The organism is Morganella psychrotolerans, from assembly GCF_965118875.1.
Taxonomy (GTDB): domain Bacteria; phylum Pseudomonadota; class Gammaproteobacteria; order Enterobacterales; family Enterobacteriaceae; genus Morganella; species Morganella psychrotolerans_C.
Window position 1 is genome coordinate 191,950 of sequence record NZ_CBCPJD010000002.1, and the last position, 24,728, is coordinate 216,677.

Below are 24,728 nucleotides of genomic sequence, written 5' to 3' on the forward strand. Positions count from 1 at the left end.
TTATAGGGTTCTGTCATCGGAGAGTGAAACAGAGCCTGCCAGATGCTCGCGTTTGCTGACATTAGCAATCAGAAGAGGCATCAGCAGTAATCCCGTCAGCGCCGCAGCACTGGTCAGCAGGGTAAACATTCCCTGCCAGCCGTAATGTGCCATGACCTGAGCGAGCGGCCACCCCGCCATTGCCGCCCCTAAATAGGCGTACAGACCGAGGTAGCCCGTTACCGTGCCGGCGGCTTTTTTATGGCAATATTCTGTCGCCGCCAGCCCGATTAACATTTGCGGCCCGAATACAAAGAAGCCGATACTAAAGAAACATACTGCCAGCAGCCCGTAGTGATGAATCGGCATTAACCATAAAGCGCTGACAGCAACAAATAAACCTAATGAAAACAGTAGGATCATCGGTGCCCGCTGACCACGGAACAAAATATCCGACCCCCATCCCGCGCAGACCGCACCGAGTAATCCGCCTAACTCAAAGAGTGACAATATGGCATTTGCACTCAGCAGATTTGCGCCGTGTGTTTCAGATAACCAGAGGTTTCCCCAGTCGTTTATCGCCATACGGATCAGATAAACGAGAATGTAGGAAAAACCGAGTAACCAAATCATCCGGTTACATAAAATCGTCTCTTTCAGAATGGTCAGCATCGGCTGCGGCGGCGATAACTGTTCCTGGCGCAACTCTGACGGGTCATGCCGCCATTGTCCGACTGTCGGCAGCCCCTCTTCCTGTGGCGTGCCGTGCAACCGGGTACAGAGCCACAGACCGGTCACCATCCCGATAATCCCCGGCACAATCAGTGCCATCTGCCAACTGTAGCGGGTTGCCAGCCAGGCGGTCAGCAGCGGCAGGGTAATGCCGCCGAGGTTGATGGAGATATTCCATAATCCCCACCAGAAACCGCGCTCGTTGCGCGAATACCAGTGTGTCAGGATGCGGGCGCACGGCGGCCAGCCCCATCCCTGAAAAAAGCCGTTCAGTGTCCAGACAATCAGCAATGCAGGAAACGACAGACACCAGGCAAATACAATATTGAGCACGCCGGTCATAAACAGTCCCGCGCCCATAAACCAGCGGTAACCTGTAATGTCGTGAAAAATCCCGGACAAAAACTTTGAGATACCGTAGCTGAGGTAAAACGCAGTGGCTATCCAGCCAATGTCGCTTTTATCCAGAAATAACTCGGCCTGCATAACCGGCATAACAAAATTGAAGCTTTTTCGGGTCAGATAAAACGTGGCGTAACCGATAATCATCGATAACATCAGTTTGTTGCGCCAAAAATGATACGTTTTATCCATAGATGCTCCCGCTCAGGATGAGAAATGTAATCAATCTGTCAATGAAAAGGATGAGATAAGGTAGTAGATGACTAGGAATTAGTCTTAGTTTTCAGTATTTTCATCAGAAAATGTGGGCAGGTTAACAATAATTCGGGTACCGCCGCTGGTGGTCAGTGTCCAGTCGCCGCCGAGCGCCTGCACCCGTTCTTCAATGCCGCGCAGGCCAAAGCCGCCGCTGCGTTTGTTATCAGGTATTCCGATGCCGTTATCACTCACATGAAGCTGTATCGTGTCACGTGTTTGTTTCAGGGAGATCAGAATATGGGTTGCTCCGGCGTGCTTGCTGATATTATTTAACAATTCCTGAACAAGCCGGTAGAGCGTAAACAAAACCGTCTCATTTTCCGGCGCCTGTTGCAGCTCATAATGAAAATCACATTGAATGGCGTTTTCCCCGAAGGCAAACTCCGCAATCAGGTGGCGCAGGGCATCTTCGAGTGACATTTCATTCAGTACTGGCGGACGCAGTTCACGCAGTAACTGGCGGGTGGATTGATGAATCTTTTGTGCCAGCTCGTTTATCTGTGCGGCGGCCTGACAACTGCGCGGATCAGGCGCTGTTTTTTTGACCAGCATGGATTGGATCTGAATAGCGGTAATGTTCTGCCCGATTTCGTCGTGCAACTCGCGGGCAATCGCTTTTTTGACATCCTCTTCCGTATGAACAAGCTTCTGCATCAGGTCACGGCGTGCCTGTAGTTCCTGCTCCAGCCGTTCCCGGTAGCGCTGCAAATTGCGTGATAACTGCTGCTGGCGGCTGATGGCAATCCCCAATCCGATCCCAATCAGTGCCTGGGTACTCATAAACATCTGTAATTCCTGAATATCAGCAAATGCGCCGTTAAACTGCCGCGCAAAAGTGATAATCAGGCTGCCGAGCAGGGCTGATAGCACGCCACCCTGCCAGCCATAGCGGTAAGCCATGAATACATTCGGGATAAACACCAGCAGCACCAGCAGGCGCTCAATCTCCGGGGTGAAAAACAGTTGTGCGCTCAGACCCGCCAGACAGAAAAGAAAACACCACATCAGCAGTGATGTGCGCAACTGCGGGTCTGGTGAGCCATAATCCAGGATCAGGCGGAAGTGTTGTTCATGGAGATATTCATAAATCAGATACACAAAAGGTGTCAGCAGAATGCCGCCGGTGAAGCTGGTAAGAAACACCTGACTGACACTCAGAGGAGTAAGCAGACCGAACAGGACTGTGTGCAGAATACTGTTGATACCGACACCGGCAAGCAGCAGTAACAGTCGCTGCCAGTACAGTGTGTAGCGCCACCAGATAGCCTGTACGGCAAAGGCGGTCAGCAGGCTTAGTAACGGGGAGAGCAGAATAGCGGTGTGCGGCATCAGCTGTTCCTGCGATAACCAGGTGCTCAGCAATAATTCAGACAGCAATAATACCGGCCAGAATCGACGCCACAGCAGGATCATCAGCGCCAGGCGTAATCCCTGCGGCAAAAATAAGGTGGACAGCATACTGTCCGGGCTGAGATAAAAACTGATGATCCAAAGCCCTATCCAGGTCAGCGAATAGGTAAACAGCAGAAAGACAGATTGTAACAGCAGACGCGCACTGCGGCTCATGGTTTATTGTCCCGCGATCAGATGATGCGCCAGGGCAAAATGAACCAGATCAATGGTGTTGTCACAGTGCAGTTTTCCCAGCACATTGGCGCGGTGAACATGCACCGTTTTGTGGCTGAGTGTCAGTTTATCCGCAATGGCTTTTACACTCATTCCGCCGACGAGCAGGTCAAAAATTTCACGCTCACGCGGCGTCAGGTCATTCAGTGCCCGGTTTTCCGGGGGAGACTGGCGCAGCGCACGCATTGCATCAGCACACAGATAGCAGCCGCCTTTATGTACAGAGCGCACTGCCTGTACAAGCTCTTCCGGACCACAGCGTTTGGTCAGATACGCCGCCGCACCTGCATCCAGTGCACTCTGCACAAAAGCAGGTGTGTCATAAATACTCAGAATGATGGTGCGGAAAGCCGCATTATGCTCACGCAGGCGGGTCAGTAACTGCAACCCGTTTTCGTCAGGCATGGAGATATCCATGATAGCCACATCAATATTCAGGCGGGTCAGTTCCGGCCATGCCTCTTTGGCACTGGCATATTGTCCGGCAATCGTGATATCCGGTTCCAGAGTCAGGAGTTGGGCAAAACCTGACCGTACGACTACATGGTCATCGATGAGCGCTATTTTTATCATGTCCGGACAGCGTGTTATCAGTCAGAGAGGGGGGAATTGGATAAAGGTTATATCAATATAGTGAATGATAATCGAGGGGATTCACGCAGAAATCAGCTATCCGGTGTTTTTTTTACAGCTAAACCGATTCGGTTGCGGGCAATTTACCGGCAACCGACAGGCTGATTATTTTACGTAGGCAAGCAGTGAGAGTGAATCGCGGGCAAGAGCGGTGCATTTATAGTTTTCTGAGAGCTTGATCTCTTTAATATCGAGATAATTCTCTTTATTCAATTTTGCCATCTCTTTCATGTTGTAATTGCTCATATCCCAGCGGTTACTTTGTGCAAATAATAAAATGGCTTTTTCGATACGGGAATTCTGCAGATCCTGATAGCCGCAATCATTTTTCAGATAGATAAAAACAGCAGTCAGCCCGGCAAGATCTTCAGCCTGTGACGGCGTCAGTGCTTTCGCAGGAAGGGAAAGCAACAAAGCAAAGCTGATAAAAAGACTAAGTAATATTTTCATAAAGGTAGTGTACCGGTAACGCTTGTCAGTTTAGGTGAAGATTTTAATAGTTTTGTCGTGAATTTAATAGTCTGACTAAAGTGGTGTAAAGCCCTTGTTTTCAGCGTGGCATTATATTGACCTTGCCCTTAGGTCAGGGTTTAGTCTTTGCTGTAACAGAACTAATTTGTCATAGCATATCATTATTGATGATAAAGGAAGCATATCATGCAACGACGCGATTTTTTGAAATATAGCGTATTCTTAGGCGCCGCCACAATGCTGCCGGCATGGAGCCGGTTTGCCTTTGCCGCTGAAAACCGTCCTTCCCTGGGGATACCTCCACTTTTAACCTCTGATAATGCACAAAAAATTACCCTGAACATTCAGCAGGGACAGATGTCTTTTGTCGCCGGAAAAACCACACCGACATGGGGATATAACGGCGATTTGCTCGGACCTGCGCTGAAATTGAAACGCGGCAAACCGGTCACCGTGGAGATTGTGAATAAATTACCGGAAGCCACCACGGTTCACTGGCACGGGCTGGAAATCAGCGGCGAGCAGGATGGCGGTCCGCAGGCGATTATTGAGCCGGGTAAAACCCGGACAGTCAATTTTACCCCGGATCAACCGGAGGCAACCTGCTGGTTTCATCCGCATACCCACGGAAAAACCGGGTATCAGGTCGCGATGGGGCTGGCGGGACTGGTACTGATTGAAGATGAAAACTCCGCAACCACCGGCTTACCGAATCAGTGGGGAGTGGATGATATCCCCGTTGTATTGCAGGATAAGCGCCTGAAAGAAAACGGCGAAATTGATTATCAGCTCGATGTGATGTCTGCGGCGGTCGGCTGGTTCGGCGACATGATGCTGACGAACGGCACTGTGTATCCGCAGCATATGGCACCGCGCGGCTGGCTGCGTTTGCGCCTGCTGAACGGATGCAATGCCCGCAGTCTGCGGATAGCCACCAGCGACGGGCGTCCGTTGTATGTGGTGGCGAGTGACGGCGGTCTGCTGGGTGAACCGGTAAAAGTGCAGGAATTACCGATCCTCATGGGAGAACGTTTTGAAGTGCTGGTGGATACCTCTGATGGTCAGCCGTTTGATATTATCACTCTGCCGGTACGCCAGATGGGCATGACGCTCGCTCCGTTTGATAACCCGCTGCCGGTGCTGGCTGTCCGTCCGACACTCGATGCTGCGCGCGGTAAACTGCCGGATGTTCTGGCGGCAATGCCGGCGCTGATTGATGCCTCCCGCCTGCCGGTGCGTGAGTTCCGTCTGATGATGGATATGCGCCTGGATATGCAGGGCATGATGATGCTGACAGACAAATATGGTCAGCAGGCAATGGCCGGTATGGGAAATCATGGCGGCATGGGGAACATGGGCAATATGAGCAATCATGGCAATATGGGTGGTGGCATGAAAGGTATGAGCCGCGGAATGCACGGCGGTGGCGGTAACAGCGGCGGTGGTCACTGTGGCTCCGGAAATATTGACATGATGAATGCTAACAGTATTAATGGTCTGCCGTTCTCAATGACAGAGAGTGCGTTTGATGTGAAACAGGGGCAAACGGAGCGCTGGGTTATTTCCGGTGTGGGCGACATGATGCTGCACCCGTTCCATATTCACGGCACGCGCTTTCGTATCCTAAGTGAGGGTGGGCGCAAACCGGCTGCACACCGGCAGGGCTGGAAAGATATCGTCCGTATTGAAGGCGATGTCAGCGAAGTTCTGGTGAAATTTGATCATCCGGCAACCAATGCACATCCGTATATGGCGCATTGCCATCTGCTGGAGCATGAGGACACCGGGATGATGACGGGCTTTACTGTTTCAGCCTGATTCATTTTTGTACACTCTGTTATCCGCGTCATTGTATGATATGGCGCGGATAGGTTTTGTTCTCCCGCCCGTTATCGCGAATTTATCCGGGGTATGCTAGACTAACGCGCTTTCTGACCAGTGTTAAACCCGTATTCGTTTAATACTGAACCACTGTAACAGCGTAGCGTTGACGGCAAAAAAATCATGAAGAAACATACCTTAGATACAATGATCTCCGAAGCGGAGATTCAGCAGCGTGTTGCCGAACTCGGCAGTGAAATTTCCGCACACTATCGTCACAGCGATAAAGATCTGGTCTTAGTCGGATTGCTGAAAGGCTCTTTTATTTTTATGGCTGATTTATGCCGTAAAATCGATGTTCCGCATGAAGTGGATTTTATGACCGTATCCAGCTACGGCAGCGGCACATCATCCACCCGTGATGTGAAAATTGTCAAAGATCTGGATGAAGATATCCGCGGTAAAGATGTCCTGATCGTGGAAGATATTATTGATTCCGGTAATACATTGCACCGGGTGCGCGATATTCTCTCTCTGCGCGGCCCGAACTCTGTTTCTATCTGTACTCTGCTGGATAAACCCTGCCGCCGTGAAGTGGATGTACCGGTGGAGTGGGTAGGTTATGCAATTGAAGATAAATTTGTCGTGGGCTATGGCATTGATTATGCCCAGAGCTACCGCCACCTGCCGTATATCGGACATGTGACACTGCTGGAAGAGTGATAGCTTTATTATCTTCATCTCAGACAAAATGGCGCCGGAAGGGCGCCATTTTTGTATCGGAATATTAGCGTTTTATCAGTTTCAGGATACTGGCCTGGATAAGTGGTGAAATTAATGCAGTTAACAGTAGTAACTGAAAATAATGAAACAGGGATGATGATATATAGTTCAGTTCTTCTGGCGCACTGGTACTGAAATATATTTTTCCGTAACAAAATGATACAAGTATCAGCACAATAATATTACTTGCCGTCATTAATATTGCGCTCATCACTGTTATTTTTTTCGTTATAGCGTAAATAACACCTAATGATATCAGGCTGATACATAAAAAACCGGCCGAAAATATCAGGCTTGTGATGAAAATGGAATTAATATCATTATAAATTAATGTGCTGCCGACCGGGAGATAAGCGTCAGCTGCAAACCGGACAAAAAAGTACCCGGTTAATAAATTGATAAAACCAAATAAAATGATTATCAGCAGATTATTTTTTTTCATAACCAGCCTTAATTAAATTCAATATTTTAGTGAAATCGCTTTCATTTTTGATGATCCCCAGATGGCGGTTTTTCTTATCAAATTTTCCCAATGCTGTAGGAATACCGGTTCCGCCCTGATCCATAAAAAATTGTACATGCGGGTTATTGTATAGTCTGACTGATGGTATCGGATCTTTTCCGTAAAGGTACGGACTCGGCAGTAAATCATTATTGTAGACATATTCGGTTGTCAGGGATTTTGGTAAAAAATTATCAAATCCGGCAACCGGTGTTATATAGGTATCAAATCCGGCATATTCTAATCCGACAATGGCTTTGCCGCTCTTTTTATCCTTCTGGGAGATAAGATCTTTATCAAACAGTGCCCGCAGTTGCTGCCAGGTACTGAGGTCGTTATGATTGATCTTTTTATTTTCGTAGAAAATATCCTGCTCAATTTTAAGCTGAAAAACCATGCGGTAAATTTGTTTCCCTGACGGGCCGATTGTATTGGCGAATGAGGGAAGACCGGATTTCGGGTAGATTTGTTCTTTGATAAAATAAACACCCGTATCTCTGATAATCATTGTCTGCATAAATATCCTTTTATGATGAACAAAATGAAATTTACGGGAAGTTATATTAAATTATCAGGGGAGGAGCAATGAAATCATGGGTTATCGGGTAACTATACGTAAACAAAAAATATGATATATACCCTTATTCATTCAAACTGCGGGTTCGTTGGCTGCATCCTGAATCACGTTGGGTATAAATAAAAACAGTATCCGAAAATACTGTTTTATTTTACTGTATGAATCGCAGGATCAGGATTGCTGCAAGCTGGAAAGCTTGGCAACCGCCTGACGATAGACCAGTTCCATTTTTTCCCGGCTGTCAGAGCTGATATCCAGATCGTGAAGCAGACCTTTGTTTATCCCGTAGATCCAGCCGTGGATCATCACCCGCTGACCGCGTTTCCACGCCGCCTGCATAATAGTGGAATGACCTAGGTTATACACCTGCTCAACCACGTTCAGTTCGCATAAGCGGTTGATTCTGTCCTGCGGGGCGAGTTCGCCCAGTAGTGAGCTGTGCTGATACCAGATATCGCGGATATGCAGCAGCCAGTTATTAATCAGCCCGAGCTCGGTACCCTCGATAGCCGCCTGAATACCGCCGCAATTGTAGTGGCCGCAGACGATAATATGCTCGACCTGTAAAACATCCACCGCATACTGAATAACCGAGAGACAGTTGAGATCAGTATGGATAACCAGATTGGCCACATTACGGTGAACAAACAGATCTCCCGGTGCGGCGTCGATCAGTTTTTCGGCGGGTACGCGACTGTCAGAACAGCCAATCCAGAGGAACCGCGGCTTTTGAGCCTGTGCGAGTTCTTTGAAAAAATCCGGATCTTTTTCATTTACGGATTCGGACCACTGTTTGTTATTGGCAAACAGCTCTTCGATTTTTTTCATCATGACGGATAGCCTGTTGGAGATCCTTTCGCTAGAATCTGTGTATAAAAAATTTGAATTTTAATAATTTGTTATTAAATGATTTCAGAAAAGAAGACAAATTGTCAAGAACCGATTCCGGTTCGCAGGTAATATTTTGGTTTATATTGCACTCAAATTTCTAAATTAAAAAGGTATTTTTCTGTTATGACCTATGCACTGGAAATATCACAATTAACCAAGCAGTATGCAGGTGGCGTGCAAGCTTTGAAGGGAATTGACCTGAAAGTCAGCGCCGGGGATTTCTATGCGTTACTGGGTCCTAACGGCGCAGGAAAATCCACCACCATCGGCATTATCAGCTCTCTGGTCAATAAAACCGCCGGGAAAGTCTCGGTTTTCGGCTATGACATTGATACCGACCTGGTGCTGGCAAAGCGCCAACTGGGGCTGGTACCGCAGGAGTTTAACTTTAACCCGTTTGAAACCGTATTACAGATAGTATTACAGCAGGCGGGCTATTATGGCGTACCGCACGATGTGGCGCAGGAGAGAGCAAAAATCTACCTGACGCAACTGGATTTATGGGGAAAGCGCAATGAACGCGCCATGCATCTGTCCGGCGGGATGAAACGCCGCCTGATGATTGCGCGCGCGCTGATGCATCAGCCGAAACTGCTGATCCTCGACGAACCGACTGCCGGGGTGGATATTGAACTGCGCCGCTCAATGTGGGGCTTCCTGAAAATGTTGAATGCGCAGGGGACGACTATCATCCTCACGACGCACTATCTGGAAGAGGCGGAAATGCTGTGCCGCAATATCGGAATTATCCAGCACGGCGAGCTGGTGGAAAATACCAGTATGAAAGCACTGCTCAGCAAGCTGGAGTCTGAAATCTTTATCCTGGATTTAGGTGCAAAAAGCCCGCTGCCGCAGCTTGAGGGCTATAAATATCAGTTAACAGACACCTCAACGCTGGAAGTGGAAGTCCGTCGTGAGCAGGGGCTGAATGGTATTTTTGCACAGTTGAATGCGCAGGGGATTGATGTGTTAAGTATGCGAAACAAAGCAAACCGTCTGGAAGAATTATTTGTGCATCTGGTTAATCATGATGCGGAGGTTGAAAAATGATGTCGTTGTACTGGGTGGCGCTGAAAACAATCTGGCGCAAAGAGATCACCCGCTTTATGCGGATTTGGATACAGACACTGATCCCGCCGGTGATTACGATGTCGCTCTATTTTATTATCTTCGGGAATTTGATAGGTAACCGGATTGGGGAGATGGGCGGCGTGGGGTACATGCAGTTTATCGTGCCCGGGCTTATCATGATGTCCGTGATAACTAACTCTTACGCCAATGTGTCGTCTTCTTTTTTTGGTGCAAAATTCCAGAAAAGTATTGAAGAATTGCTGGTCGCCCCGGTGCCGACTCACGTTATTATTGCCGGGTTTGTCGGCGGCGGCGTGGCGCGTGGTGTGCTGGTTGGCATACTGGTCACGCTTATTTCCCTGTTTTTTGTGCCGTTACACATCCATTCGTGGTTTATGATTGTCACCACACTGCTGATGACCTCGATCCTTTTCTCGCTGGCGGGACTGCTCAATGCGCTGTTTGCGAAAAGCTTTGATGACATCAGTATTATTCCGACTTTCGTCCTGACGCCTCTGACCTATCTGGGCGGGGTATTTTACTCCCTGACACTGTTACCGGCATTCTGGCAGGCGGTTTCCAAGCTCAATCCGATTGTGTATATGATTAGCGGCTTCCGTTATGGTTTCTTAGGTATCAGTGATGTTTCTGTGGCGACAACACTCGGCGTTCTGAGTCTGTTTATTGCGGTATTTTATATTCTGACCTGGCGTCTGATCGAGAAAGGACGCGGACTGAGAACCTGATCCTGAATCACTGCTCTGATAAAAACCCGGCAAAATAATTGCCGGGTTTTTTGTCTCATCACCCCACCATTTCTCTCCGTCATGTAATTATTTTTCCTCCGGCTATCTCTGATAGCTGAGCGCCTTCTTCCGTTTCCTGCCACTCCAAAACCAAATAACAGAATTAATGTGCATTTATTTATCACCCAATAGATTAGTTAAATTAATGTGTTTATCGTGTGCAGACTGATGGGATACATCAGTTTTATTGAATTTTTAAGGTGAGTTTCATTCTGTTTAACGACTATGCCTGATGTCATTCAAGATGCAGCCAACGAACCTGCTGTTTGAATGAATAAGGGCATATACCGGAGGTATTTTATGGGTGTGGTTGCATACGGCAAGGAAGGCGGGTGGTCATTTATTAATGATTTTCTTGATAGTCCGGGGCGGGGTAACGGGCGTTATATTAATAATAAAATCTCATACGATGCATTTGATGCGGGTGATCATATTGCCCGGAAAAATACAACATGGAATGGTATCGATAAAATAGGGCAGCCAGCGGAGGTGACATACTCCTTCCCGACATGGGAAGGTATGTACAGGAATGCTTTCGGTGATAAAGGATTACAGGGATTTAATGAAAACCAGCAGGCACAGGCGCGCCTATCACTACAATCGTGGTCTGATGTGGCAAATATTAAATTTACTGAAGTGAATGCAGGGAAGGGGGAGATATATACCAATATCACCTTCGGATATATTAATGATAAATATACTCAAGCCTACGCCATGCTGCCGTTCAGCCGTGATTCATCAGGGCAGCCGTTTACTGATTCACGCGGCTATGATGTTTCCGGTCAAACCTGGTACAGCTCAACGCCCGGCGCGCTGAACATCACACCAGAAGCGGGCAATTATGGCCGCCAGACTATTACGCATGAGATTGGTCATACTCTGGGGTTAATGCACCCCGGCGACTATAACGCGGGCCGTGGAAATCCGTCTTATAAAGATGCCGATTATGCAGAAGATACCCGTCAGTACAGTGTAATGAGCTACTGGAGTGAGAAAATGACCGGCGGGGATAATAAAGGAAGCTATGCTTCTGCGCCTATGCTGGATGACATCACGGCTATCCAGAAACTCTATGGTGCCAATTACAATACCCGGTCGGATGATACCGTGTATGGATTTAACTCCAATACCGGACGTGATTATTACTCGGCAAAAAGTGGCAGTGACAAACTGATCTTCAGCATCTGGGATGGCGGGGGCAATGATACGCTGGATTTCTCCCGTTATTCCAATGACCAGCGGATTATCCTGGAAGCCGGCAAATTTTCTGATGTGGGCGGGCTGACCGGTAATGTCTCAATTGCTCATGGCGTGGTGATTGAGAATGCCATCGGCGGGCGCGGCAATGATGTGATCATCGGCAATGATGCCGACAATATTCTCAAGGGTAATGCGGGGGATGATGTTCTGTACGGCGGTGCCGGGCAGGATAAACTCTGGGGCGGCACCGGACAGGATATTTTTGTCTTTTCTGCCGTCACCGATTCTCTGTATGCGCAGGCTGATCGCATTATGGATTTCTCAACAGGTCTGGATCGCATCGACTTACAGGGTCTGAATCAGAACCGGTTTGGTGACAAATTTATTCATTTTGTGGATGAATTCAGTGGCACAGCCGGAGAAGCCATGCTCAGTTATGATGATGACCGAAACCTGACAGAGCTTCTTATCAATATTGGCGGGCATCAGTATCAGCCTGATTTTAAAGTCGATATTGTAGGCACGGTAAATGTCGCGACTGACTTTATCGTGTAATGCAGCAGGCGGGCGCGGCAGGCGTGACTGCGGCGTCCGTACCGCACAGGGGAATGGTTGAAATGCTTGTCAGATACTTAATATTACCACTGTTTTTTCTTCTTTCTTCAGGATACAGCATGGCGGATAGTCAGGTTCTGCCCGCAGCGGGCGCATTAAAAGGTGAATGGAAGTTTACTGATGTGCAACACACTCAGACGGTCATTCTGACCGATATCCCGGATGACGCGGCAAACGGCTTTGTGCTCCGTTTCATTACGGGTGCGGCAAACCAGCCGGTTACCGCCTGGCGTCCGGAACCGGACGGTATTGCGTTTGTCACCGCAGACGGCACCGCCCGTTACTTTTTTTGTGCTGAATCTCCCGGTCATTACCGGGCCGAAATCTGGCGTGAAGGCGGCGCACAGCTTGTGAAAGAATAGCCCGCCATCCTGCGTGTCCGCAGCATCCTTATCAATAATACTATACCCAACGAACCTGCAGTTTGAATGAATAAGGGTATATCAATAACAAGACTCCTGAGCTATGACTCAGGCGGAGCACCTATTTATGTTTTCCGGGAAAACCAGAAATGAAATCACAACATTTATCACCACACGAAAACAACTGTTTACCACGCTCGCATTATTCACCGCACTGATTAATCTGCTTATGTTGGTGCCGTCAGTGTATATGTTACAGGTCTATGACCGCGTTTTACCTTCCGGTAATGACATGACATTACTGATGCTGACACTCATTATGATCGGGCTGTTTATCCTGATGGGCGGGCTGGATTTTTTGCGTAATCTGCTGGTTATCCGTATGAGTAACCAGTTTGATATGGCACTGAATACCCGTATTTACACGGCTGCATTTCAGGCAAAATTAAACCGTACCCCGGGTATCACACCATCAGCGGCACTGACCGATCTGATGCTGCTGCGCCGCTTTATTACCGGTAACGGTATTTTTGCCTTCTTTGATTTACCCTGGTTTCCGGTTTATCTGCTGTTTATTGCGTTGTTTAACCCGTGGCTGGGATTGTTTGCATTATGCGGGGCATTGCTCCTGCTGTTTCTTGCCATTATCAATGAGCGTTTTTCCGGGGAGCCGCTGACGGCGGCGAATCAGTTTGCCACCACCGCGCAACTGATGCAGAGCAGCCACTTTGAGCATACCCAGCCCGCTGACGCGATGGGAATGCAGCATCATCTGCGTCAGCGCTGGCTCAATAACCACCACCGCTGCCTTGAGGCGCAGACTCAGGCGAGTGATGTTGCCGCCAAAATGATGTCACTGACCAAAACTACGCGTATAGCACTGCAATCGCTGATGCTTGGGCTGGGCGGCTGGCTGGCGCTGGACAATACCATTTCGCCGGGCATGATGATTGCGGGATCTATTCTGATGGGGCGCGCACTTGCGCCTATTGAACAGGTTATCGGCGTATGGAAAAGTGCGAAAGAGAGTCGGCTGGCCTATCAGCGCCTGAAAACTCTGCTGGCAGCACATCCGTCACCGCCGGCAAAAATTGCGCTGCCGGTCCCAAAGGGAAACTTGTCCGTGTCTGTTATGCAGGCGGGGTACCCTCACTGCAATGTGCCGTTGTTACATAATCTGTATTTCAGTCTGGCGGCGGGAGAGGTCCTCGGGGTAATTGGTCCGAGTGGTGCCGGTAAATCGACTCTGGCAAAACTGCTTACCGGGCTGTGGCCGGCAACGCGCGGTGCTGTCCGCCTGGATGGCGCGGATATCAGTCAGCAGGACAAAGCGGAGATTGGTCAGTACATCGGCTATCTTCCGCAGGAAATAGCCCTTTTTGCCGGCACAATCGCCGACAATATTGCCAGGTTCGATCCTCATGCTGATGCCGATAATATTATTTGTGCCGCAAAAATGGCGCAAATCCATGAACTGATCCTGCAACTGCCACAGGGATATGAAACGCTCACCGGACCCAACGGAGAAGGGCTTTCCGGCGGACAGCGCCAGCGTATTGCACTTGCCCGCGCACTGTATGGTTCACCGGCGCTGATTATTTTAGACGAACCGAACTCTAATCTGGATGATGCGGGGATACTCGCCCTGGTCAATGCTATTAACACACTGAAAGAACAGAAAAAAACCGTCATTCTGATTACTCACCATAAACAACTGCTGTCTGTTACAGACAAATTGTTACTCCTGATTGACGGACACACAAAGCTGTCCGGACCAACTGCTCAGGTTATCGCACAACTGAATCATTCACCGGAAAACGATCCACCAGAAAATAATACCCAGGCGGGTAACGCACAGGGAAACCGGGCGGAACATAATGATAAATAAACATAAAAAAACAAAGTCAGACGCTGTGATTGTGCCGGTGGACACCCGGATGTACCGGCGGGCAGGTAGTGTGATGATTATCGCCGGTTTCTGTGGTTTTTTGCTGTGGGCAGGGTTTGCACCACTGGATAAAGGTGTTGCCGCATCGGGAACGGTGATCGTGTCCGGTAGTATAAAGCAGGTTCAGTCGCCGGTGGACGGGGTTATCTCTGCTATAAAAGCAGAAAACGGGCAGCGGGTGGATGAAGGTCAGGTGCTGGTCAGTCTCAGCCCTGTGCAGTCTCAGGCGCGCAGGGTGTCACTGGCGGAGCAACTTGACAGTACACAAGTCACTATCCGCAGGCTGGAAGCTGAACTCAGCGGGCAGAGCGGGTTTACACTGAATGCAGCTGATAAATACTACGCACCTGCGCCTTACGGAGAAGTGCAGTTACAGGCACAAAATGCATTACTGACCGCTCGCCGTCTTGAGCTGGAGAGTGAAATTCAGGGCTGGCAGGTGACCATCAGCGGGCTGACCCGGCGGCTCGGCACACTCAGCGATATTGCCCGCAACAAGCAGCAGCAACTGAGCAGCCTGACCACTCAGACGAAAAACCTGAAGTCACTGGCGGAGGAGGGCTATCTTGCACATCACCGCTATCTGGAGATCGCCCGCGAAAAAGCAGTGTGTCTCAGTCAGATTAATGAAAACCGCCTGCACATCAGCCAGGCAGAGGAGCAAAAGGCCTCTCTGATACAGCGGATAGCTCAGCGGCAGGCAAATTTTCAGCAGGAAGCGCGGGAAACGTTGGTGCGCCTGACGGTGCAGTATAGTGACCTGGAAAAACAGCGGATTATTGAAACGGATCTGACGGATAAACATCAGATAACCGCACCGGTGACCGGAACCGTGATGGATGTGTCCGTTTTCACACAAGGCGGTGTGGTGCGGGCGGGTGAGAAACTGATGTCGGTTGTCCCGCAGGAACAGACATTAATTATTGACGGAAAATTATCACCACAGTGGAGAGACAAAGTGGCATCCGGTCATCCGGTGGATCTTATTTTTACGGCATTCAACCAAAACCGGACGCCGAAATTGCGCGGTGAGCTGATATTTATCTCCGCTGACCGCCTGACAGATCCCGACACCCGCGAGCCGTATTATCAGATTCAGGTCGCTGTAGCACAGGAGCCCGGACTTCCCGCGATAAAGCCGGGTATGCCGGTGGATATTTTTATTAAAACCGGCGAACGCTCACTGCTCAGCTATCTGTTCAGACCGGTAACAGACCGCCTGCATTCCGCACTGGCAGAGGAGTAACAGCATGCACTATTTTTCAGGCGCACTCTGTGCGGCATTGTTGTGGCTGCTGACCGGGACGGCGCAGGCTATTACACTGTCTGACTTCTGGTTACTGGCGCTGGAGTCAGATCCGCATTTTCAGGCAGCACTGAAAACCCATGAGGCGGATTTGGCTCAGGCAGATGCCGGGCTGGCACACCTTTTACCGACAGCCTGGCTGAGTTATCAGAATGCGCCGCAAAACCGCCTGACAAAACGGGAGCCGGTTGCGGAGCAGCAGACTTACCGCAGCCACTCGCTGAATGTGGTGGTGACGCAGCCGCTGTTTGATTATGCGGCGTACAGTCAGTATAAAGCGTCACTTATCAGCCGTCCGGCGGCGGACAGCCGCAGACAGCAGCAGGTATCTGATCTGATGGTCAGAGTGACAAAGGCATATCTGACACTCGCTTATGTTCAGGACAAACAGGCACTGAACCGGAAACAGGAGGTATTGCATCACGCTCAGCTGGCAGCAGCGCAGCGGCTTTATCAGTCGGGAGAAGGTGTGCTGACGGATATTCAGGCTCAGCGGACACAGTTGTTACTGGCACAGGCGCTGGTGGCGGATACAGAGCCGGAGATTGAACATGCCCGCCGTACCCTGGCAGACATTATCGGTCAGCCGCAATTGCGGGCCGATGATATTGCCCGGCTGAATTCTGGGGATTTTCAACCACCGGCGCTGTTACCGGCAGAATACCCGGCATGGGAACAGCGGGCGCTGGCAGAAAACCCGCAGATCCTGGTGGCACAGTACGAAGTGAGCCTGGCAAAACAGGCGGCGGAAGTACAGCGCGGGGCGTTCATGCCTACTGCGCAGATCTTTGCATCCTGGTCTGATAATAAATCTGACAGTAATAACATGATTAATCAGCGTTATGAATCACTCAGCGCCGGAGTTCATCTCTCTGTGCCGCTGTTCAGCGGTGGGAAAGATGTGGCGGGAATGCGCCGTGTATCGGCACAGTATCAGATGGCGCAGCATGAGCGGGATGCGGTGGTGCAGACGCTGCTGCGTGAATTATCACGCCGGTATCAGATTTGTCTGGGCGGCAGGGTAAAACTGCTGGCGTATGACCAGGCCGTGGCGGCGGCACAATTGCAGATTCAGTCGACACAAAAAAGTATTGCAGCCGGACAAAGCAGTCAGCAGGATATGCTTAATGCGCGGATACAGTATCACCGGGTGCTGAGTGAGCAGATAAAAGCACGCTACGACTGGCTGGAGGCATGGATCTTGTTATTGCAGTACAGTCATACGCCGGACAGTGATACTGTCCGGCGTATTGAAGGATATTTCAGTCAGCAGGCGGCAGATTAACATGGAGGCAGTCAATCAGGCGGATGCTTCCCAGCCAGACTGAGGCCAGAATAACCGCTTTCTCACTGTTTACACGTACATCCTGTAAATCATCTGCATCACAGATTTCCAGGCTGACATCACGGAAACCTGCGGTGTTTAAATCTTCGCGGGCATTATCCAGGCTTTCACTGATGGCACTCGGGCGTTCGCGGATCATATCTGCCAGCGTTTGCAGCGTCCGGTAGAGATGCGGTGCGGCTTTTTTCTCATCCGTATCGAGCAGTGTATTGCAGGAACTGAGCGCCAGTCCGGTTTTTTCGCGGACGGTCGGAATAGTTGCCAGTGCAATATCATAGTTCAGGTCGCGGATAAGGCGGCGGATGGTCAGATAGCGGGGATGGTCGTTTGTGCCGAAGAAAACAATGTCCGGGCGGACAAGGTTGAATAATTTGCACATCACGGTGGCAATACCTCTCAGGCGTGTGCGCTGATGCGGCTCATCACACTGATGAACCAGCGGCGGCACAACAACCTGTGTCTGATGTGTCAGCCCCTGAGGATAAACATCACTGACGGCGGGGGCATAGACCAGATCAACCTGTGCTTTACTCAGTTTTTCACAATCGGCCTGCAAGGTTCGCGGATAGCGTTGTAAATCTTCTTCACGCACAAATTGCAGCGGGTTAACAAAGACGGAGACCACCACAATATCAGCCTGGGCGCGGGCTTCTTTAATCAGCGCCAGATGACCATCGTGCAGGTTTCCCATTGTCGGGATAAACGCAACACGTTTGTTGTCAGTGCGCAGGCGGGCGATCTCGTTGCGCAGGATAAGCGCGGTTTCAATAATCCGCATCAGTGTCTCCTTGTCTGTCCGGTAAGCCAAAAGTACAGAGTCCCGGCATGTCTCACGACCAGAGCGTGAGCCCGTTTTCCGGGGTCCGGGTGATAACGTCTGCAAGTGATTCGCCATCCGGCAGGATAAGCCCGGGCGCTATCTCTGCCAGCGGGTACAGCATAAATTCACGTTCTTTCAAACCATAATGCGGTACGGTCAGCCGTTCATCATGAATGACTTTATCACCAAACAGCATAATATCTAAGTCTAACGTGCGCGGACCCCAGCGCTCATCTTTGCGCACACGACCTTGTGACAGCTCGATAGCCTGGGTGGCATCAAGCAGATCATGCGGGGTCAGTGTGGTTTCCAGCAGGGCAGCCAGATTGAGATAATCAGGCTGACCGGCAGGTCCCATCGGTGCGGTGCGGTAGAATGCAGAGTGGCGCACCAGGCGGCTTTGCGGTATATCATTTAATGCCGCAATCGCCCGGTTGACCTGATCCAACGGAGAGTCCAGGTTACTGCCGATGGCAATATAGACCTGGATCACGATGCATTGTTCTCATTACCCTGACGGGAACGCGGGTGACGACGGCGCGGGCGGCGTTTGAGTGTATCACTGCCCAGGTCTGATACCATCGTGCGCTGCTGCGGGGCATTCGCCAGTTGGAAATCAGCCCACCAGAGTGTCAGTTCCTGCAATTCGTGACGACCTTCCACTTTTGCACGTAATTCCAGCAGATCAAATGCCGCACGGAATTTCTGGTTTTCTATCAGACGGTTAGCCCGTTTACCCTGACGGCGCGGCAGGCGAAGCTGTAACTGCCAGATATCCCGCATTGCGGTTGTCAGGCGTTTAGGAATAGCAATTGCGCGGCACTGTTCATCCAGAATATCGTTGATGGCGATAGCAAAGGCTTCATAGTAGGCCAGACCGCTTTCCTGGGCGAGTTTCTCCGCATGTTCGCACAGCGGATACCACAGCATTACCGCAAACAGGAACGCCGGGTTGACCCGCTGATCATGATGGATACGGTAATCGGTATTTTTTAGTACCTGGTCGATAATACGTGCCAGCGGCGTGTTGCCACTCTCTTTTAATGGTCCGGCGACCAGCGGGAACAGCATATCCAGCAGATTGTATTCACGCAGCAGATTGAATGTTTTATATCCGTCACCGGCCTGTAACAGCTTCAGCACTTCTTCAAACAGACGGGCTGCCGGGATATCACGCAGCAGTGTGTTCAGGGTGCGGATGGGTGCAGCGGTTTGCGGCTCAATGGTCATGTCCAGCTTACCGGCAAAACGGATAGCGCGTAACATCCGCACCGGGTCTTCGCGGTAACGGGTTTCAGGATCACCAATCAGGCGGATAATCCGCTGCTGTAAATCTGACAACCCACCGACATAATCCCGTACTGAGAAATCGGACACACTGTAATACAGGCTGTTGATGGTGAAATCACGTCGCACTGCATCTTCTTCGATTGTGCCGAAAATATTATCGCGTAGCAGCATACCGTTCTTACCCTGCTGGGAACGGGTTTTTTCATCGGTTTCGGTGGGTTCTTCCACATTGTCATGCGGACCACGGAAAGTGGCGACTTCAATAATATCCTGCCCGAACATAATATGTGCAAGGCGGAAACGACGACCGACCAGGCGGCAGTTACGGAACAGTTTTCTGACTTCGTCCGGTGTTGCGTTAGTGGCAATATCAAAATCTTTTGGTTTGCGATCAAGCAGCAGATCACGGACACCCCCGCCGACAAGGTGGGCGTCAAAACCTGATTTATTCAGGCGGTACAGAACTTTAAGCGCATTTTCACTGATGTTCTGACGGGAGATAGCGTGACCGCTACGGGGAATGACTGTCGCCCGGATTGTTCCGCTATTATTATCCATTTGTGCCGGTTTTTTACGTTTCACGGCAGGATGCGCGGGCTTAGCCCTGCGGGTTGATGGATTCTGCGGCGCATGGTCAGCATTCGGGGCCGGCCTTTCAATGGCAGCCTCTGTGCAATCTGTTTTATTTTCGCGTGAAATCAGACTGCGACAGAACTTTGCGACTCGATTTAAAATGGTACACCTCTGTATAACAATTAAATGATCTAAAAAATAAGCGACTAATAATATCGTACACTTGTATTTTTGAGAATGCTTTACCAAAGGTAAAGCTAAATTATTCCCTGCTTGCAATCATATTGTCACGGGGAATACAGGCCGTTTGCCCGGAGAGTTTACGCGCGGCAGGGCCTGGCATCAAGTAAATGAATATATACCCTTATTCATTCAAACTGCAGGTTCGTTGGCGGCATGAAGCCCGCCGGGTCACATACTGATGTATGCTCCCCATCTGTCTTCCCTTGCTGCCTGCCTGCAACTTGAATGACGTTGGGTATAAGTGATTTACAAAGCCGGTGTTTATTGTGGCGGCGGAACGCAAGACAGCCCCTGGTACACGACCGGAGAGCCGGAAAGAGGTGCCGGAGGAAACAGGTACGCCGCATCGGCAGAGCAGATTGCTGTTTTCACTACATAGGATACAGGATACAGGATAAAAACAAAAACGGACGGCGCTGTAAAAGCGCCGTCCGACGTATCCGGGGTAAATGTATCAGCCTGCCATCTGCTTTTCGCGGATTTCAGCTAACGTTTTACAGTCAATACACATATCTGCGGTCGGGCGCGCTTCTAAGCGGCGGATCCCGATCTCGACTCCGCAGGACTCACAAAAACCAAAATCGGCGTCCTCAACCTTCTTGAGGGTTTTTTCGATTTTTTTGATCAGTTTTCGTTCGCGGTCACGATTACGAAGTTCCAGGCTGAATTCTTCTTCCTGAGCCGCGCGGTCGACCGGGTCCGGGAAGTTTGCTGCTTCATCCTGCATGTGGGTAACAGTACGGCCGACTTCGTCTCTCAGTTGGTTGCGCCATGCTTCAAGTATCAACTTGAAATGGGCCAACTGAGCGGCATTCATGTATTCTTCGCCTGCTTTTTCGTGATACGGCTCAACGCCGGCAATGGCAAGAATGCTCAGGGACGAGGTTTTACGTTTTTGCCCTTCCTGCATAATGCTTCTCCTACACACGCATGTCTGACAATATCCCTTAGAGGGGAAAAAATAGGTCGCTATTGATAGCAGATGATTACGGGTAATGCAACCCTGGTTCTCATTAGTTTTGTAAGGTGTGAAGAACAGCGTGTTTATTCGCCCACAGCTAACAAAACATCCTACTTATTATTAAAAAAACTGATATTCACCCTGTGAATGTAAAGGGTGTTTTTTCCTCAACCCTTATGCCATCCGGTGTTATGCGCATCTTGTAGCAGATAATTTCCATTCCGGATAGTCCTGCCTGCTGCAATAGAGATGAATATTTTTTATCAATGTGTGCGGCTCCTGATACTGACTCAATCCCTGAATGCAGTACAGCAAAAAAGAGAACTGCACGGTTTCCCGCTTCAGCAGTTGCTTGTAACTCACGCAAGTGTTTTTGTCCACGTAAAGTTACGGTATCGGGAAAATAACCTTGTCCGTTTTCCAGCAATGTGACGGATTTTACCTCGATGTAGCAGGGCGCTTTATGCGGATCTGTCAGTAAAAAATCTATCCGGCTATTTTCGCCGCCGTATCTTACTTCCTGCGCCTGAGTTTTATACCCGGCAAGCTCCGGGATTTCCGCCTTTATCAGTGCTTCACTCACCAACTGATTCGCCCGCTGGGTATTGACACAAATCAGATGTCCGTTTTGTGTCTGTGTCAGCTCCCAACTGTGCGGATACTTGCGCTTCGCATTGGCGGATTCGGAATACCAGACCGTATCACCCGGCGTTGCACAGCCTGTCATCGCGCCGGTATTGGCACAATGAATGGTGATAGTACTGCCGTCCTGCGTGATAATATCGGCAAGAAAACGCTTATAACGCTGAATCAGTGTTCCCGCCTGTAACGGGGGATGAAACTCCATAGCAACTCCTGTCAATGTGACTGCACTTTTCAGGGGGCGGCAATGCTACAATGTTGCGCGTCGAAAGTTAAGCAGAAGATGATGAGGTTTTTGTGACATATTCCCCTGTTTGTAACATTTACCCTGCGCTGAGTGCGGCACTCAGGCATGCGCCACAAGTATTATTACAGGCTCCGACCGGTAGTGGTAAGTCCACTATATTACCCTTGCTTATGCTTGATGATGCATCAGTTACCGGGCGGATTATCATGCTGGAGCCCCGTCGTATCGCGGCTCGCAGCGTGGCGCACCGGCTGGCATCACAGCGCGGGGAAAAGGTGGGTGAGACAGTCGGTTACCGGATGCGCGGCGAAACCCGCGTCAGTAAAACGACACAAATAGAAGTTGTAACAGAAGGTATTTTAGTCCGGATGTTACAGCAAGATCCGGAATTATCTGACGTAAATATTATTATTCTTGATGAATTTCATGAGCGCAGTTTACAGGCTGATCTCGCTCTTGCACTACTATTAGATGTGCAATCTTCACTGCGCAGTGATTTGCGGCTGCTGATTATGTCCGCCACATTAAATAATGAACAATTATTATCTCTGCTGCCGGATGCTGAAGTGATCACTGCCGAAGGCCGGGCATTCCCGGTTGAGCGGCGCTGGCAGTCTCTTAACCCGCATCAGCCATTTATCAGCGAAATTGCCCGTCATGTGTTGCAGTTGTATCAGCAGGAGTCCGGGTCTGTGCTGGTCTTTTTGCCGGGGCGTGCTGAAATCTGCCGTTTACAAGAGCAACTGACCGGAAAAACGGATGCGGACACGCTTATCTGTCCGCTGTACGGAGCGCTTTCTCTTGATGAGCAACAGCAGGCAATTGAACCTCCGCCTGCGGGCATGCGTAAAATTGTACTGGCAACTAATATTGCAGAAACCAGTCTGACAATAGAAGGTGTCACACTGGTTGTGGACAGTTGTCAGGAAAAAGTGGCTCAGTTTGATCCGCGCAGCGGGTTGACCCGCCTTGTGCGCAGCCGCGTAAGCCGTGCTGCCATGATACAGCGCGCGGGACGTGCCGGGCGGCTCAGTCCCGGAATTTGCCTGCATTTGTGCGGGCAGGCGGAGGCAGAGCGGGCGGCGGCACACAGCGAGCCGGAAATCTGCCACACGGATTTATCCGGATTAATGCTGAACCTGGCGCAGTGGGGCTGCCGTGATGTATCGCAATTGCTCTGGCTTGATACACCGCCTGCTGTTGCTGTACGCGTTGCACAAAAATTGCTGACAGATATGGGCTGTCTTCTGCCGCAGGGCGGGTTGACGGCAAAAGGTGAAGCGATGGCGGGAGCCGGTACTGAACCCCGCCAGGCGGCATTGTGGTTATATACGCTGAATGAGTTTCCGCAGCAGATTTATTGGGCGGCAAGATTGATTGCTGTACTGGAAGAACCCCCGCGTGAGGGGAACGGAAACCTGTTGCATGATCTGACTTACCCGTCTGCGCGTTGGGACAAGAGGGCGCAGCAATTACTGCATGCCGCAGGGTTGCCGGTCAGAAAAACGGCACAACAGCCGGACAGTGACTGGCTGTGTCGCACCTTATTACAGGGCTTTCCTGATCGCATTGCCGGTAACCGCGGGCGTTTTGGTCTTTTTCAGCTGGCAAACGGTGTGGGGGCCGCGACAGATGAAAGCAGCCCGCTCGGCAATGAAAACGGGCTGATTGCTCCGCTGATTTTACAACATGATCAGTACGCAAATGCGCGTATCCTGCGTGCAGTGCCGTTTTCACTGTCACAATTGCAGGATATTGCCCCGCATCTGCTGAAAACAGAGAATCGTCTGACCCGTGATGAGAGCCGCGGAACATGGCAGGCATGGCGGGCGGTCACCTGTGGTCAGCTGATTATTGAGCGCAGACAACTTGCCGCACCTTCTGCTGACATTGTCCGTGAGGCATTACTGGGCTGGATAGGTGAGCAGGGTTTATCTGTGCTGACCTGGCGTGATGAGAGTCAGCAGTTGCTCATCCGCTTACAGTTAGCGAAAATCTGGTTCCCGGAGAAAACGCTGCCGGGAGGGGATGATGAAACGCTGCGTGACACACTCGCGGTCTGGCTCTCTCCTTACCTGAATAATGTGCGCAATCAGCAGCAACTGGCGGGAATTGATCTGTATGGCGCATTGCGCCAGCGCCTTGACTGGTCACAGCAGCAGTGGCTGGATACGCAGTTTCCCCGCCATTTTGATGTTCCCACCGGCTCACGGATCCCGGTAGAATATACATTGGATAAACCACCGGTGATGGCAGTACGTATTCAGGAGATGTATGGTGTGGGTGAAACACCCTCTGTGGCGCAGGGACGTCTGCCGGTCACTGTCAGTCTGCTGTCTCCCGCGCACCGTCCGATTCAGGTCACCGCAGACCTGAAGGCCTTTTGGACAGGGAGCTACCGGGAGGTACAAAAAGAGATGAAAGGGCGTTATCCCAAGCATTTCTGGCCGGATGATCCGGCAAACGCGCAACCGACAAAGCGTGTAAAAAAGTTTATGTAAATGCAAAGATTGCTTTTTTTAACGCGATTTTTGCTGTGTCTGTTGCCGGAATCGGCGACAATAACAACTGTATACCCTTATTCATTCAAACTGCAGGTTCGTTGGCTGCGGGAAGCCAGCCGG

21 protein-coding genes are annotated in these 24,728 nt (G+C 50.2%); 10 read left to right on the forward strand and 11 right to left on the reverse strand.

Annotated features, from left to right (window positions below; all coding sequences use genetic code 11):
- From uhpC to ACMHKJ_RS04370, 4 genes are all read right to left on the reverse strand, one after another.
- Window positions 1-1,305, reverse strand: coding sequence for an MFS transporter family glucose-6-phosphate receptor UhpC (gene uhpC / locus ACMHKJ_RS04355; protein WP_413492280.1), 1,305 nt, complete (start codon window positions 1,303-1,305; stop codon window positions 1-3).
- A gap of 84 nt (window positions 1,306-1,389) precedes the next feature.
- Window positions 1,390-2,937, reverse strand: coding sequence for an MASE1 domain-containing sensor histidine kinase (locus ACMHKJ_RS04360; protein WP_413492281.1), 1,548 nt, complete (start codon window positions 2,935-2,937; stop codon window positions 1,390-1,392).
- A gap of 3 nt (window positions 2,938-2,940) precedes the next feature.
- Window positions 2,941-3,570 carry a response regulator gene (locus ACMHKJ_RS04365; protein WP_413492282.1) on the reverse strand — a complete coding sequence of 210 codons (630 nt, stop codon included), beginning with the start codon at window positions 3,568-3,570 and terminating at the stop codon, window positions 2,941-2,943.
- Window positions 3,571-3,735: 165 nt separating this feature from the next.
- Entirely contained in the window at window positions 3,736-4,080 is a 345-nt protein-coding gene (locus ACMHKJ_RS04370) for a YacC family pilotin-like protein (protein WP_413492283.1), read from the reverse strand.
- Window positions 4,081-4,287: 207 nt separating this feature from the next.
- Here ACMHKJ_RS04370 and cueO point away from each other — a divergent pair, with 207 nt between their 5' ends.
- Both cueO and hpt read left to right on the forward strand, forming a co-directional pair.
- Window positions 4,288-5,919, forward strand: coding sequence for a multicopper oxidase CueO (gene cueO / locus ACMHKJ_RS04375; protein WP_413492284.1), 1,632 nt, complete (start codon window positions 4,288-4,290; stop codon window positions 5,917-5,919).
- Window positions 5,920-6,105: 186 nt separating this feature from the next.
- A complete protein-coding gene (hpt, locus tag ACMHKJ_RS04380; RefSeq protein WP_413492285.1) occupies window positions 6,106-6,645 on the forward strand; it encodes a hypoxanthine phosphoribosyltransferase in 540 nt (179 codons plus the stop codon).
- A 488-nt stretch (window positions 6,646-7,133) separates the two neighbouring features.
- On the opposite strand, the gene ACMHKJ_RS04385 is transcribed toward hpt, so the two are convergent.
- Together ACMHKJ_RS04385 and can are read right to left on the reverse strand one after the other, a co-directional pair.
- Window positions 7,134-7,724, reverse strand: a complete 591-nt coding sequence (locus tag ACMHKJ_RS04385) for a hypothetical protein (RefSeq protein WP_413492286.1) — start codon at window positions 7,722-7,724, stop codon at window positions 7,134-7,136.
- Window positions 7,725-7,955: 231 nt separating this feature from the next.
- Entirely contained in the window at window positions 7,956-8,615 is a 660-nt protein-coding gene (can, locus tag ACMHKJ_RS04390; RefSeq protein ID WP_413492287.1) for a carbonate dehydratase, read from the reverse strand.
- Between the two features lie 183 nt (window positions 8,616-8,798).
- Here can and ACMHKJ_RS04395 point away from each other — a divergent pair, with 183 nt between their 5' ends.
- From ACMHKJ_RS04395 to ACMHKJ_RS04425, 7 genes are all read left to right on the forward strand, one after another.
- A complete protein-coding gene (locus ACMHKJ_RS04395) occupies window positions 8,799-9,725 on the forward strand; it encodes an ABC transporter ATP-binding protein (protein WP_413492288.1) in 927 nt (308 codons plus the stop codon).
- The gene (locus ACMHKJ_RS04400) at window positions 9,722-10,492 is read left to right on the forward strand and encodes an ABC transporter permease (RefSeq protein ID WP_413492289.1); all 771 of its coding nucleotides are present in this window, start codon (window positions 9,722-9,724) and stop codon (window positions 10,490-10,492) included. The genes ACMHKJ_RS04395 and ACMHKJ_RS04400 overlap by 4 nt, the downstream gene beginning before the upstream one ends.
- 360 nt (window positions 10,493-10,852) lie before the next feature.
- On the forward strand, window positions 10,853-12,307 hold the full coding sequence (locus ACMHKJ_RS04405; protein WP_413492290.1) for a serralysin family metalloprotease: 1,455 nt from the start codon (window positions 10,853-10,855) through the stop codon (window positions 12,305-12,307).
- Window positions 12,308-12,426: 119 nt separating this feature from the next.
- The gene (locus ACMHKJ_RS04410) at window positions 12,427-12,729 is read left to right on the forward strand and encodes an AprI/Inh family metalloprotease inhibitor (protein WP_413492291.1); all 303 of its coding nucleotides are present in this window, start codon (window positions 12,427-12,429) and stop codon (window positions 12,727-12,729) included.
- A gap of 127 nt (window positions 12,730-12,856) precedes the next feature.
- Window positions 12,857-14,617, forward strand: a complete 1,761-nt coding sequence (locus tag ACMHKJ_RS04415) for a type I secretion system permease/ATPase (protein WP_413492292.1) — start codon at window positions 12,857-12,859, stop codon at window positions 14,615-14,617.
- A complete protein-coding gene (locus ACMHKJ_RS04420) occupies window positions 14,607-15,923 on the forward strand; it encodes an HlyD family type I secretion periplasmic adaptor subunit (protein WP_413492293.1) in 1,317 nt (438 codons plus the stop codon). The genes ACMHKJ_RS04415 and ACMHKJ_RS04420 overlap by 11 nt, the downstream gene beginning before the upstream one ends.
- Before the next feature lie 4 nt (window positions 15,924-15,927).
- Window positions 15,928-17,268, forward strand: coding sequence for a TolC family protein (locus ACMHKJ_RS04425; RefSeq protein ID WP_413492294.1), 1,341 nt, complete (start codon window positions 15,928-15,930; stop codon window positions 17,266-17,268).
- On the opposite strand, the gene panC is transcribed toward ACMHKJ_RS04425, so the two are convergent.
- The 5 genes from panC to sfsA all read right to left on the reverse strand — a co-directional run bounded on the left by panC (window position 17,246) and on the right by sfsA (window position 22,062).
- Complete coding sequence (gene panC, locus ACMHKJ_RS04430; RefSeq protein WP_413492295.1) at window positions 17,246-18,106, reverse strand: pantoate--beta-alanine ligase; 861 nt, start codon at window positions 18,104-18,106, stop codon at window positions 17,246-17,248. The genes ACMHKJ_RS04425 and panC overlap by 23 nt on opposite strands.
- Window positions 18,107-18,158: 52 nt before the next feature.
- The gene (gene folK, locus ACMHKJ_RS04435; RefSeq protein WP_413492296.1) at window positions 18,159-18,641 is read right to left on the reverse strand and encodes a 2-amino-4-hydroxy-6-hydroxymethyldihydropteridine diphosphokinase; all 483 of its coding nucleotides are present in this window, start codon (window positions 18,639-18,641) and stop codon (window positions 18,159-18,161) included.
- The gene (pcnB, locus tag ACMHKJ_RS04440) at window positions 18,638-20,020 is read right to left on the reverse strand and encodes a polynucleotide adenylyltransferase PcnB (RefSeq protein ID WP_413492297.1); all 1,383 of its coding nucleotides are present in this window, start codon (window positions 20,018-20,020) and stop codon (window positions 18,638-18,640) included. Before pcnB ends, folK begins: the two co-directional genes overlap by 4 nt.
- Window positions 20,021-20,708: 688 nt before the next feature.
- On the reverse strand, window positions 20,709-21,164 hold the full coding sequence (gene dksA / locus ACMHKJ_RS04445; protein ID WP_413492456.1) for an RNA polymerase-binding protein DksA: 456 nt from the start codon (window positions 21,162-21,164) through the stop codon (window positions 20,709-20,711).
- A gap of 187 nt (window positions 21,165-21,351) precedes the next feature.
- A complete protein-coding gene (sfsA, locus tag ACMHKJ_RS04450) occupies window positions 21,352-22,062 on the reverse strand; it encodes a DNA/RNA nuclease SfsA (RefSeq protein ID WP_413492299.1) in 711 nt (236 codons plus the stop codon).
- A 92-nt stretch (window positions 22,063-22,154) separates the two neighbouring features.
- On the opposite strand from sfsA, the gene hrpB reads away from it, so the two are divergent.
- Window positions 22,155-24,605, forward strand: a complete 2,451-nt coding sequence (gene hrpB, locus ACMHKJ_RS04455; protein ID WP_413492300.1) for an ATP-dependent helicase HrpB — start codon at window positions 22,155-22,157, stop codon at window positions 24,603-24,605.
- Window positions 24,606-24,728 lie beyond the last annotated feature (123 nt).